The sequence below is a fragment of the Enterococcus sp. AZ179 genome (assembly GCF_050498885.1).
Lineage (GTDB): Bacteria > Bacillota > Bacilli > Lactobacillales > Enterococcaceae > Enterococcus_D > Enterococcus_D entomosocium.
The window spans coordinates 472,716-485,923 of record NZ_JBMHEO010000001.1 but is presented as its reverse complement, the minus strand read 5'-3'; the positions used below and the strand labels follow the sequence as shown (position 1 = coordinate 485,923).

The following is a 13,208-nucleotide window of genomic DNA, read 5'->3' as shown; positions in this document are numbered from 1 at the left end:
CAACTATGGCAGAACTAAAAGTTCATGACTATGAATTCAGAGAACCTCTTGAATCACAACCTTTGGATCACTCTGAACCGACAACTGAAAAACTGCCTACTGATCCCCAGCGTCCTGAGGTCATCCGTGTACCAGCATCTCCGGCTCGTCGGTTAAAAAGTATTTCTACTCTAGAAAAACTGATTGCTGCCTTTGTGATTATCGCTGTATTGACGTTGGCAATCTTGACCATCAATATTCGGACCAATATCAGCCAAGTTGAGCATGATATTTCCTTGATCCAATCGGATATCACTGAGAAAACAACACAAGCAGAACAGTTGGAACAAGAGAAAAATGAACTTTCTAAAACCGAGCGCATCCAAAAGATTGCTGAGGATAATGGATTGTCGATCGATGATGGCAATTTAAGGAAAGTGGACTAAATGAAGTTAACAGATAAATTCAAGCAATACTTAAAAAAGAACAATCAAACTACAACGAACAATCGCAAAAAAGTAGGTATTATTCTCTTTGCTACGAGTATTGGATTGTTCTTTTTGTTTGTCACGCGTTTGAGCTATATCGTCATTGTCGGGGATGTCGCGGGAACTTCATTAGCAGAAAAGACCAAAAATCTTTATGAAGGCAGCGAAGTGATCAAAGCGAAACGTGGAACAATCTATGACCGTAATGGGATTCCGATCGCCGAAGATGTGACCTCGTATTCCATTTATGCTGTTTTGAATCAGAATTACAAAGATGGCAACAAAAATCTCTTTGCAGAAAAAGCAAACTTCAATAAGTTGGCCAAAATTTTGTCAGATGTATTGTCCATTGATCAAGAAACAGCAGTCAATACGTTAGAGGATGGCCTTGAGCAACAATTGTGGCGGGTCTCTTTTGGGAGCAAGGGAAATAATATTACATTAGAACAAAAAAATGCGATCGAAGATGCAATGGAAAAAGAAGATATTGCCGGCTTCCATTTTGATAGCCATCCAGCTCGCCTTTATCCGAATGGGGTCTTTTCTTCTCACTTTATCGGGTATGCTGTTGCCAATGATGACGATACTGGTCTAGTCGGCAAAACTGGGTTGGAAGCTGCTTACAATGATGTATTATCGGGAACTGATGGTGAGATCGTTTATCAAAAAGATAACAATCAAAACCCGCTGCCCGGAACAGTAGCAGAGACCGTCGCAGCCGTTGACGGAAAAGACGTTTATACCACCATCGATAGTCGAATCCAAAGCTATTTGGAAACGCTGATGGACAGCGTCTTTAAAGAAAACAAACCAGAAAACTTAACAGCGAACTTAATGGATGCCAAAACCGGCGAAATCATAGCGATGGCGCAACGACCAACCTACAATCCAGAAAATTTGGATTCGATCAATGATTGGCAAAATCTGTTAGTTGAAGACAACTATGAGCCAGGATCAACCATGAAGATTTTGACGACAGCAGCTGCCATCGATCAAGGCATCTTCAATGAGAACGAAACCTTTACCCCAAGTCCTGATGGATTAAAACTTTACGATGCAACCATCAATGACTGGGACTTTGGTCAAAAAGGAACACTGACGATGCGCCAAGCTCTTTCATGGTCCAGTAATATCGGAATGGTGACCTTGGAGCAGCGGATGGCTGATCGTTGGCAACAATACTTAAAAGAATTTGGCTTTGGCCGTAGCACCTATTCAGGATTGCCTAACGAAAATACTGGAATCACCCCAGAAGATAATCCTGTCAGCCAAGCGATGACTTCCTTTGGTCAAGCGATTGGTGTGACGAATTTCCAAATGATGCAGGCTTTCACATCGGTCGCAAATAATGGAACGATGCTGAAACCACAATTTATTAGTAAAATCGTTGATGGCAATACTGGAGAAGAAACGGTCACGCAACCAGAAGAGGTCGGCCATCCGATCACAAAAGAGGCTGCAACAGAGGTCCGTGAATATATGCGTGATGTTGTCGAGAGTGAAAATTATGGAAGTGCCTATGGCGTTTATGAATTACCTGGCTACAACATTTCTGCAAAAACAGGGACGGCCCAAGTAGCCGATCCAACAACCGGTAAGTATTTGTCTGGTGGCACCAATTATCTATATTCCGTTGTTTTGATGTTTCCTTCAGAAGAACCAGAATACATTTTGTATTTGACGATTAAATTACCAGAGAAGCACGAAAGCACCGTGTTGGGTGAAATTGCCAATCCATTGATGAAACGGGTCATAGATCTGAAAAACTCTGCATTAGAAGAAAGCACAACATCTGGTAGCGAAACAACTGTGGGGGATTATCGCAATCTCGATACAGAATCGGCTGCAACGGATGTTCAAAAAGCTGGATTGATCCCGGTAGTCATCGGGGATGGTGAAAAAGTCATTGCCCAATCGGTTGACAGTGGGACTTCGATCATGCCTGGCGGACGGGTACTGCTCGTTACCGACAGCGATAAGTACTATATGCCGGATACGACTTCTTGGTCAAAAGCAGACTTAATCAAATTTGGTAGTCTGCTGAATGTAGACGTCAGTTTTGAAGGAAACGGCTATTGTACCAAACAAAGCGTGGAACCATACACCGAATTATCAGGACAATCGATCAAGTTTACACTAAGTGAAAACGAATAAATAGGAGAGAACAATATGGAATGGACAGAGATGATATTACCTTTGGCAAGTGGCTTTGCGATCGTAACAGCCACAATGCCTTTGTTTATCGGCTATTTTCAAATGAAGAAATACGGACAGGAAATACGTGGTGACGGCCCCAAATGGCACAATGTAAAGGCCGGTACACCAACGATGGGTGGGTTTGTATTTTTGATTTCTGCAATGATCACTGCCATCTGGGTAGGAGCATGGCAAAATCAATTGACTGCTTCATTGTTCATTCTTTTGTTCATTACCTTGGTTTATGGTGCATTAGGATTTCTTGATGACTTCATCAAGATTTTCCGCAAACGAAATATGGGGCTGAACTCGTTGCAAAAGCTGATTGGACAGATTTTAGGCGGACTCGTCTTTTACTTTGTTTTCCGATCCGAAGGCAATGCGGATGTACTGAATTTCTTTGGGATAGACGTGTCGCTATCGATTTTTTATGGCTTGTTCGTCATTTTTTGGCTTGTTGGTTTTTCAAATGCAGTCAACTTGACGGACGGTATCGATGGGCTAGTCGCAGGACTGGGCACGATTTCTTTTTCAACTTACGCACTGATTGCTTGGCGACAAGATCAAATCGATGTGTTAATCGTTTGTCTTGCGATCATCGGCGGATTGATCGGCTTCTTTCCCTACAATCGCAAACCGGCAAAAATCTTTATGGGGGATGTCGGCTCACTGGCTTTAGGCGGTCTGCTGGCAGCTATCTCGATTCTTTTACACCAAGAATGGACCCTATTGCTTGTCGGACTGGTCTATGTTTGTGAAACAGCAAGCGTGATGCTGCAAGTTGCCTCATTCAAATTAACAGGCAAACGAATCTTCAAGATGTCACCCATCCATCATCATTTTGAAATGAGCGGATGGTCTGAGTGGAAGATCGACACTGTGTTTTGGTGTATCGCGTTAGGTTGCTCTTTGCTCACAATAGCCCTTGTATGGTAGGAGATGAAGAAAATGAAAAAAATTACAACATATCAAAATAAAAAAGTTCTTGTGCTAGGATTAGCGCGTAGTGGATTCAGTGCGGCCAAATTGTTACATGATTTGGGCGCACTTGTGACCGTTAATGACGGAAAGCCATTTGCTGAAAATCCAGAAGCACAAGATCTTTTGGCTTTAGGGGTCAAAGTGATCACTGGCAGCCACCCGATTGAATTATTGGATGAAGGATTTTCGCTAGTCGTTAAAAATCCAGGGATCCCCTATTCACAACCTCTTGTTCAAAAAGCTTTAGAGAAAAAAATTCCTGTGATCACGGAAGTGGAACTAGCGTATCAAATCTCTGAAGCGCCGATTATCGGTATTACTGGTACGAATGGAAAAACCACCACAACGACTATGATCGCCAATGTCTTGAATGCTGGAATGGAAAAAGGACAGGCATTGCTTTCTGGAAATATCGGGTTTCCTGCAAGTTCCGTTGCTCAAACAGCTAAGCCTGAAGATCGCTTGGTGATGGAGCTTTCAAGTTTCCAATTGATGGGAATCGATACCTTACGGCCGAAAATCGCTGTCATCACGAATATATATGAAGCCCATATCGATTACCATGGTAGTCGCCCGGAATATGTCTTAGCAAAATGGCGCTTGCAACAACGAATGACCGCTGACGATTATTTAGTGATCAACTGGAACCAACCGGAACTAGAAGCACTGTCGGCCAAATCAAAGGCGAAAATCATTCCTTTTTCCACCAAGGAAAAAGTAGCAGGAGCATATATGCTTGATGGGATGCTCTACTATAAAGAAGAAGCAATTATGGCAGCGGAGGAACTTGGCGTACCAGGGGCACACAATATTGAAAATGCCTTAGCGGCGATCGCTGTTGGAAAACTTTGCAATATGCCAAACGAAGCAATCAAACAAGCGTTGCAAACCTTCACTGGGGTACCTCATCGGACCCAGTATGTCACCACCATCAATCAGGTGAAATTTTTCAATGATTCCAAAGCAACCAACATCTTAGCAACAGAAATGGCCTTAGGCGGTTTTGACAATGAGAAATTGGTCTTATTGGCAGGCGGCTTGGACCGTGGCAACAGTTTTGATGAGTTGGTTCCAGCACTAAAAGGACTCAAAGCTATCGTAGTGTTTGGAGAAACAAAAGAAAAATTAGCCTCAGCCGCTCAAGCAGCTGGCGTAAAAACGATTGAAATGACAGACAATGTTGAAACAGCCGTCCCAGTTGCCTTTTCTTTAAGTGCTGCTGGAGATACGATTCTATTGTCACCGGCGAATGCAAGTTGGGATCAATACCCTAATTTTGAAGTTCGCGGCGACAAATTTATGGCGGCAGTAGCAGAACTTAAATAGAAATGAGTGAAGGACATGAAAATACTTGTGACTGGCGGCGGTACTGGCGGCCACATCTATCCAGCGTTGTCTTTTGTCGATTACGTAAAAGAGATTGACCCGACAGCCGAATTTTTATACATTGGTGCAACAAGGGGCTTAGAGAATAAAATCGTCCCTCCAACAGGTATTCCTTTTAAAACGTTAGAGATCCAAGGCTTTAAGCGTAAGCTGTCTTTTGATAACGTAAAAACGATCCAGCTTTTCATGAAAAGCTATTATGCAGCAAAGAAAATCATCAAGGAGTTTCAACCGGATGTGGTGATTGGCACCGGCGGCTATGTTTCTGGCGCCGTGGTCTTTGCTGCAGCGAAGTTGAAAATACCTACCATTATTCATGAACAAAATAGTGTTCCTGGAATCACCAATAAGTTTCTAACCAAGTATGTGGATAAAATCGCCATTGCTTTTCACGATGCTTCTCAATACTTTCCAGCGAAGAAAACGGTGCTTGTGGGCAATCCCAGGGGGCAAGAAGTACGGAATAGTCAAAAGTCGACGATTTTGTCTTCTTACGATTTAAATCCGGCGAAAAAAACGGTTTTGGTTTTTGGTGGGAGTCAAGGAGCTCTGAAAATCAACCAAGCGATCATTGATGCGCTGCCGCTTTTTGCTCAAAAAGAGTATCAGTTACTTTATGCATCTGGCGAAAGGTATTACAAAGAGATCGAAGAAAAAATCGGGATGTCAAAAGATGCTTTCCCTAATATCAGTATTCGTCCCTATATCGATCAAATGGCAGAAGTGATGGCAAATAGTGATTTGTTGATTGGACGAGCAGGTGCCACATCGATTGCCGAATTTACGGCATTAGGGATTCCAGCAATTCTGATTCCTAGCCCTTATGTGACTAATGACCACCAAACAAAGAACGCCCAAAGTTTAGCTAATGCAGGAGCAGTCAAAATGATTGCCGATCATGAACTAAACAGCCAAAACCTCGTGGAAGCAGTAGATAGTATCATGCAAGATGAAGCCCTTCGTAGTAAGATGGCCAAAGCCTCAAAAGAACAAGGGATCAGCGATGCCTCAGAACGATTATTTCGACTTGTGCAAGAGGTAATCAAATAGTACAATGTGTGGGATAGAAAGGAGCGATTATCATTAGTAAAGACAAAACACCTCATGATGATCAAACCCCCTCGTCAACGGAAGAGTTGACCCCTTGGCAAAAAGAAAATCTAAAATATTTGCAAGAAAAAGGCAATCAGCCAGCTTGGTCTTCACCCGCTTCTGAAGAAACAGAAGACATGAAAGAAGCGCATGAAGATGAAGAGGAGTTGGCAGAAGAAGCACTTTTTGAAGCAGAACAAGCGATAGAAGAAACCGACGCTGGGAAAGAAGAGCTGCCTGAGCCAGAAAAAAAGGCTCGCTCCTTTGCTGATCGGCTACCTAATCTAAAGGCGTACCGCAATCAAGTATTGATTCGCCGTTTAGCGCTGATTATCGGTTTACTGATGATTCCTTTGCTGATTGTTTTGTATTTTGTTTCGCCGCTTAGTCGTTTGGCTAATGTGGTGGTCAAAGGCAATCAAGAAGTATCCGCAGAAGCGATTCTCAAAAATTCTGACCTAGCCGTCAATGAAGAGATGTGGCCGCAATTTTTTGAACGGAATCAGAGTGTAGCAGCAATCAAAAAAGAATTGCCGCGCATAAAAAATGCTTCTATTTCTTTATCTGGTATTAATCGTTTTGATATCACTGTCACTGAATTCCAGGAAGTGGCTTTATTAGCCAAAGATGGCGGCTATGCACCAGTTTTGGAAAATGGCGCTGTTTTGGATGATATCAGTGAGCAGCCAGAGGAAGGATTGCCGGTTTTAGAAAATTTTTCGGCTGAAGACAAAATCAAGGCGACACTCAGTGCCTATCAAGAATTAAGTTCAGAAATTCGAGATGGCATTTCTCAAATCAAATACACCCCCCGTGACAGCAATGATGAACTGTTAACTCTCTTTATGAATGATGGCAATCAAGTGATTGTCAATATCTCAAATATGGTGAGTCAAATGCAGTATTATCCGCAAATTGCCAAAGATTTGACCGAGGACAGTATTGTGGATATGGAAGTTGGGATCTTTACTTATCCAATTTCAAATACACAAGAAGACGATGCAGACGAAAATCAAACAGCTGATAGTGATTCTTAGGAAAAATTCAAGAGTTTTTTTCATTAACTTGTTTCTAAAAAGCGCCATTATATGGTAGAATTGGTAACAGTGAACAAATTATTCGAATGAACTCTAAAAACGGACTGTGATGGTTCGCTATATATCCAATTTAAGTAGGAGGGAACCCCATCCATGGCAAAAACGGGAATGTATGTTGGCCTTGATATCGGCACGACATCTGTAAAAGTTGTAGTAGCCGAATACGTTGACAGCCAAATGAATATCATTGGTGTAGGAAATGCAAAATCAGAAGGAATCAACCGTGGCATCATTGTAGATATCGATAAAACGGTACAAGCCATTCAAAGAGCAGTAAGACAAGCAGAAGAAAAAGCAGGAATTCAAATTCGCAGTGTAAGTGTTGGTGTACCAGCCAATCTTCTTGAAGTGGAAAATTGTCAAGGGATGATCGCTGTCAACAGTGAATCAAAAGAGATCACCGACGAAGACGTCCGCAATGTTGCTTCCGCAGCACTTGTACGTTCAACCCCTCCTGAAAGACAGATCATTGCTATCTTACCGCAAGAATTTACAGTGGATGGTTTTGAAGGGATCAAAGATCCTCGTGGCATGATCGGTGTTCGCCTAGAGATGTTTGGTGTGGTTTATACAGGTCCAAAAACCATCATTCACAACATTCGTAAATGTGTGGAAAAATCTGGTCTGATCGTTAATGAAGTAGTCATTACGCCATTAGCACTGACAGAATCGATTTTATCTGATGGTGAAAAAGACTTTGGTACGATCGTTATCGACATCGGCGGCGGCCAAACGACGACATCAGCGATGCACGACAAGCAATTGAAATTTACCCATGTGAACCAAGAGGGTGGCGAATTTGTCACAAAAGACATTTCGACAGTTTTAAATACCTCCTTCAACAATGCAGAAGCGTTAAAAATCAATTATGGGGATGCGTATCCTGAACGGACGTCCGCTAGTGAAGAATTTCCAGTGGATGTGATTGGGAAATCAGAACCTGTGAAGATCGATGAACGCTATTTGTCAGAAATCATCGAAGCACGTATGGAACAGATTTTTACCAAATCAAAAGAAGTCTTAGATGAAATTGATGGACTTGATTTGCCAGGTGGCGTGATTTTGACTGGTGGTGCTGCAAGCCTGCCGGGTGTCGTAGATTTGGCTCAAGAAGTATTCGAAACAAACGTTAAGCTTTACGTTCCTAATCATATGGGACTTAGAAATCCTGTATTCACCAATGTAATCAGTATCGTTGACTATTCAGCAAACTTAAGCGAAGTCTATCAGCTTGCCAAAAGTGCGATCACTGGTGAAAAAACAGTCGCGCAACAGCCCGTTGCCATTCAACAACAAGAAGTGCATTACGAACAATATGAAGCTCCAGAAGAAACTTATGAAGAAACAGAAGAAGAGAAAAAAGGTGAGTCGATCACAAACCGAGTAAAAGATTTCTTCTCAAATATCTTTGAATAATCTAAAACGATTCTCAGGAGGAAGATAAACTATGGAATTTTCAATTGATAATAACATCAATGACGGCGCTGTGATCAAAGTCATCGGAGTCGGCGGTGGTGGCGGCAACGCAGTAAATCGTATGATCGAAGAAAATGTCAAAGGCGTAGAATTTATTGCAGCCAACACTGACGTTCAAGCATTAAAAAATTCAAAAGCAGAAACAGTCATTCAATTAGGCCCTAAATATACCCGTGGTCTTGGTGCTGGTTCACAACCAGAAGTTGGTCAAAAAGCAGCAGAAGAAAGTGAAGATTCTATTCGTGAATCATTAGAAGGCGCGGATATGATTTTCATTACCGCTGGTATGGGTGGCGGAACCGGGACCGGTGCTGCACCGATCGTAGCTAAAATTGCCAAAGAAATCGGCGCATTGACAGTCGGCGTCGTTACTCGTCCGTTTACATTTGAAGGACCAAAACGCGGCCGTTTTGCTGCTGAAGGAATCGCTAAATTAAAAGAGAATGTCGATACCTTATTGATCATCTCAAACAACCGTTTGTTAGAAGTTGTTGACAAGAAAACGCCAATGCTTGAAGCATTCCGTGAAGCAGACAATGTCTTGCGTCAAGGGGTTCAAGGGATCTCAGACTTGATCACTGCACCTGGCTATGTCAACTTAGACTTCGCTGATGTGAAAACAGTGATGGAAAATCAAGGCACCGCTTTGATGGGAATCGGCGTTGCTAGCGGCGAAGAACGCGTGATCGAAGCAACGAAAAAAGCAATCTCTTCACCATTGCTAGAAACATCGATCGATGGTGCTGAACAAGTGCTATTGAACATCACTGGCGGATTGGACATGACTTTATTTGAAGCACAAGATGCTTCTGATATCGTCGCTCATGCGGCAACAGGTGATGTAAATATTATTTTAGGTACATCAATCAATGAAGACTTAGGCGATGAAATCCGTGTGACTGTCATTGCAACTGGCATTGACCCTTCTAAAAAAGAACGTGGGTCTCGCTCTAACAGACAAAGTCAAAGCCAAATTCATTCTATCCCACAAAAACCAACCTTAGATATGGACCAAGCGCGTCCTGCACAAGCAGAAGAAAGCAATGGTTTTGGTGATTGGGATATCCGTAAAGAACAAAATGTACGACCTAAAGTAGAAGAAAACACATTTGAAAATGTAGAAAAGAAAGAATTCGACACCTTCAGCCGTGATGAAGTACGCTCGAATGATGACGACGAATTAAGCACACCACCATTTTTCCGTCGTAAACGCTAGGGGGCAGAGCACATGATTTCTGAGAACTTGCACAAGATCCAGCAAGAGATACAGGACTCCTGTGCTCTTGTTTCTAGAAATGCCAGTGAGGTCTGTTTGACAGCTGTGACAAAATCCGTCGATACAGAAACGACAAGAGAACTTCTAGAAAATGGTGTGCGTGATTGTGCAGAAAATCGAGTAGAAAAGCTACTTGAAAAAAAGGCAGCATTAACTGATTACCCAGATGTCCGTTGGCATTTTATTGGTAATTTACAGCGCAGAAAGGTAAAATCAGTTATAAATGAGATTGATTTTTTCCATGCGTTGGATTCAATCAAACTGGCACAAGAAATTCAAAAACGAGCAGAGCATCCGATCAACTGCTTTGTGGAAGTGAATGTTTCGCAGGAAGCAACGAAACAAGGGATTTTCGTAGAAGAGGTGGTGGCTTTTATTGAAGCACTCGCTTCGTTCGACAAAATTCGTGTTGTTGGATTGATGACGATGGCCCCGCTCACTGCTTCCAAAGACGAGCAGCATCAGATTTTCAAAGAATTAAAAAGGATTCAACAACAGATCGCTGACCTGCATCTTACACATGCCCCTTGCTTAGAAACGAGTATGGGAATGAGTAATGACTTTCCCATTGCGATTCAAGAAGGCGCAACATTTATTCGTGTAGGAACAGCATTATTTCAATAAAAAAGGAGGTTGACCGATGTCGCTCAAAGAGAAACTGACCAATTTTTTTGGATTGACTGACGAAGAAGATTATTATGAAGAAACATTTGCCACTGAAGAACCGGCACGCACGGCAGCGAAACCAGCTGTGAACCAAGGAGGAGCTTTTACCGCCCCTAGAACAACAGCGAGTACGCGTGCTTCTAGCCAAGCGGCTTCTTATACAACAAGTCAACCACAAAATCAAGCCTATCAATACAGACAGCAGCCTCAAACTGCTGCCTATCAACAATCCTCAGCGGCGGCTGAACGAGTAAGATCGGTGCCTAAGACGGAAGAAAAAGTCGTTCCAATGGCGCAACAAAGAACTAATACGAGAGTCAAAGACACAAAAGCAAAAGAAACTTCTCCACAAATGGCTGGAAAAATAACGATCGTAGAACCACGCGTTTATTCAGAAGCTATGGGGATTGCGAAGCAAGTCATCAATGGAGATGCTGTACTTGTTAATTTTCATTTAATTGAAGAGTACCAAGCTCGTCGAATAGTTGATTTTTTAACAGGAACAGTGTACGCTGAAGATGGTGATATCAAGCGTGTTGGCGATGAAATTTTTCTTTGCACGCCTAAGGGTATGGAAATTGAAGGCACTGCCCAAACATTAGCAGATACCAATTTTTTTGATATCTAAAGTGAGGAGGAACGCCAATTTTATTCTTGAGATTCGTTAAATTACTGAGTGATGCTGTTTATCTGTATACCATTTTATTAGTGATCTATGCACTTTTGTCTTGGTTTCCAGGAGGGTATCAGTCCGCTTTTGGCCGTTTCTTAGCAAAAGTGTGTGAACCGTATTTGAGTTTATTTGATCGATTGAAATTAAGTTTTGCTGGTATCGATTTTACGATTGCATTTGCAATTATTGTCTTACAGCTAGCATCACAAGCATTGATATTGATCCTACAATCAATTTTATTTTAACGTAAGGGGTGGTTATCGGTGAACGCAAATGTCTATCAACATTTTCGAAACGATGAACGCCCTTTTATTGATTCCGCTCAAGGATGGATCGAACAAGTGCAAATGCAGTATGCGCCTTACTTGACTGATTTTTTAGATCCGAGACAAGCGTATATCTTAGAAAGTTTGATTCGTCAATCAACGGATTTAAGTTTCCGCTTTTTTGGTGGATATGAAGCTGCTGAGAGACGACGTTGTTTGATTTATCCCGATTACTATGAGCCCACCACCGATGAGTTTGACATGACTTTATTTACGATTCAATACCCGAAAAAATTTACGGTGTTGAGTCATGGAAAAGTTTTAGGCACATTAATGGGGACTGGAGTCAAGAGGGAATACTTTGGAGACATTCTTTCCGATGGTGAAATATGGCAAGTATTCGTTGCCACTGAAGTCAGTCATTTTATTCAACTCCAAGTGGATAAAATCGGCAACGTATCCGTTCGATTGGAAGAAACAAGATATACCGATTTGATCGTGCCTAAAGATGGCTGGACCGAGGAAAGAGAAACGGTTAGCTCATTGCGTCTTGATACAGTGATCTCTGCCGTATACAACATCTCACGCCAGCGTTCGAAACAGTTGATCGAATCAGGAAAAGTAAAAGTAAACTGGACAGAAGCATTACGACCAGATTTTGTTCTGGATTTACTGGATATCATTTCGGTAAGAGGATTTGGTCGGATTCAAATACAGGGGTTAGAAGGAACCACGAAAAAAGAAAAAGTTAGATTGTTATTAGGTGTATTACGTAAATAAATCAAAGAGGTGTATAGAATATGGCATTAACTCCATTAGACATTCAAAATAAAAACTTTTCAGTAAAAATGAGAGGCTACAACCAAGATGAAGTCGATGACTTCTTGGACATGATCGTTCGTGATTATGAAGAAGCCGTTCAACGCAATCGTGAGTTAGAAAAATCGTTGAAACACGCAGAAGAAAAACTTGAATATTTCAATGAATTGAAAGATGCCTTGAATCAATCCATTATCGTGGCTCAAGATACGGCGGATAAAGTAAAAACAAGCGCAAGCAAAGAATCAGAAGTAATCGTTACTTCTGCTCAAAACCGTGCGGATGAAATGGTTGCTACTGCAGAAAAACATGCGCATGCCTTGATGACCTCAGCGGAAGAAAAAGCCAAAGAGATTTTGACGGATGCAACCGACAATGCCCGTCAATTGGCGACAGAAACAAATGACTTGAAGAAGAAAACCAGAGTCTTCCATAACAACTTATTAGTTATGTTGCAAACGCAATTAGAACAAGTGAAGAGTCCTGAGTGGGAAGAAATTTTGGCGCCATTTTCAAGCTATGTACAAGATTCCCACCAAGTGATCAGAGAAGTTTTGTCAAAAGAACTTGACAGTGAAAATGGTTCTGGAGTAAACTCAGAAGCAGTGGAAACATTTGATGTGGACATTGTTGAATCAGATGAAAAAATCGTTGATGTAAGTGAAAGCCCTGAAGTGAAAACATTAGATGATGCGAGAAACTTATTAGACGAATTGAACAAGACAGATAACAACTAAGACACAGAACAGAAAAATTTCTTATATTTTTCAAGCGAGTTTGGGAGAGTGGAAGCCAAATAAAACCCTGTAAGAA

At 41.8% G+C, this 13,208-nt stretch carries 13 protein-coding genes; all 13 read left to right on the top strand.

All coding sequences use genetic code 11. The features are described from left to right. The first annotated feature begins 5 nt into the window (after positions 1-5). Positions 6-425 carry a cell division protein FtsL gene (gene ftsL, locus IGI88_RS02400; RefSeq protein WP_008377334.1) on the top strand — a complete coding sequence of 140 codons (420 nt, stop codon included), beginning with the start codon at positions 6-8 and terminating at the stop codon, positions 423-425. Next, positions 426-2,621: a penicillin-binding transpeptidase domain-containing protein gene (locus IGI88_RS02395; protein WP_429969518.1), complete on the top strand. Its 2,196-nt coding sequence runs from the start codon at positions 426-428 to the stop codon at positions 2,619-2,621. A 15-nt stretch (positions 2,622-2,636) separates the two neighbouring features. Beyond that, positions 2,637-3,599 (top strand): phospho-N-acetylmuramoyl-pentapeptide-transferase, encoded by a 963-nt coding sequence (gene mraY / locus IGI88_RS02390; protein ID WP_005237283.1) that lies wholly within the window; start codon positions 2,637-2,639, stop codon positions 3,597-3,599. Positions 3,600-3,611: 12 nt separating this feature from the next. After that, positions 3,612-4,970 (top strand): UDP-N-acetylmuramoyl-L-alanine--D-glutamate ligase, encoded by a 1,359-nt coding sequence (gene murD, locus IGI88_RS02385; RefSeq protein WP_005237282.1) that lies wholly within the window; start codon positions 3,612-3,614, stop codon positions 4,968-4,970. 15 nt (positions 4,971-4,985) lie between these two features. Further along, on the top strand, positions 4,986-6,080 hold the full coding sequence (gene murG, locus IGI88_RS02380; protein WP_005237281.1) for an undecaprenyldiphospho-muramoylpentapeptide beta-N-acetylglucosaminyltransferase: 1,095 nt from the start codon (positions 4,986-4,988) through the stop codon (positions 6,078-6,080). A gap of 86 nt (positions 6,081-6,166) precedes the next feature. Next, positions 6,167-7,159: a cell division protein FtsQ/DivIB gene (locus IGI88_RS02375; protein WP_005237280.1), complete on the top strand. Its 993-nt coding sequence runs from the start codon at positions 6,167-6,169 to the stop codon at positions 7,157-7,159. A 153-nt stretch (positions 7,160-7,312) separates the two neighbouring features. Continuing rightward, on the top strand, positions 7,313-8,635 hold the full coding sequence (gene ftsA, locus IGI88_RS02370; protein ID WP_005237279.1) for a cell division protein FtsA: 1,323 nt from the start codon (positions 7,313-7,315) through the stop codon (positions 8,633-8,635). Between the two features lie 31 nt (positions 8,636-8,666). Beyond that, on the top strand, positions 8,667-9,911 hold the full coding sequence (ftsZ, locus tag IGI88_RS02365) for a cell division protein FtsZ (protein WP_086299195.1): 1,245 nt from the start codon (positions 8,667-8,669) through the stop codon (positions 9,909-9,911). A gap of 12 nt (positions 9,912-9,923) precedes the next feature. Then, a complete protein-coding gene (locus IGI88_RS02360) occupies positions 9,924-10,595 on the top strand; it encodes a YggS family pyridoxal phosphate-dependent enzyme (RefSeq protein ID WP_008377340.1) in 672 nt (223 codons plus the stop codon). Between the two features lie 16 nt (positions 10,596-10,611). Further along, complete coding sequence (locus IGI88_RS02355) at positions 10,612-11,265, top strand: cell division protein SepF (protein WP_005237276.1); 654 nt, start codon at positions 10,612-10,614, stop codon at positions 11,263-11,265. A 26-nt stretch (positions 11,266-11,291) separates the two neighbouring features. Then, positions 11,292-11,555: a YggT family protein gene (locus IGI88_RS02350; RefSeq protein WP_005228822.1), complete on the top strand. Its 264-nt coding sequence runs from the start codon at positions 11,292-11,294 to the stop codon at positions 11,553-11,555. An 18-nt stretch (positions 11,556-11,573) separates the two neighbouring features. After that, positions 11,574-12,356, top strand: a complete 783-nt coding sequence (locus IGI88_RS02345; protein WP_086372687.1) for an RNA-binding protein — start codon at positions 11,574-11,576, stop codon at positions 12,354-12,356. A 20-nt stretch (positions 12,357-12,376) separates the two neighbouring features. After that, positions 12,377-13,132 (top strand): DivIVA domain-containing protein, encoded by a 756-nt coding sequence (locus IGI88_RS02340; protein WP_005237274.1) that lies wholly within the window; start codon positions 12,377-12,379, stop codon positions 13,130-13,132. Positions 13,133-13,208 lie beyond the last annotated feature (76 nt).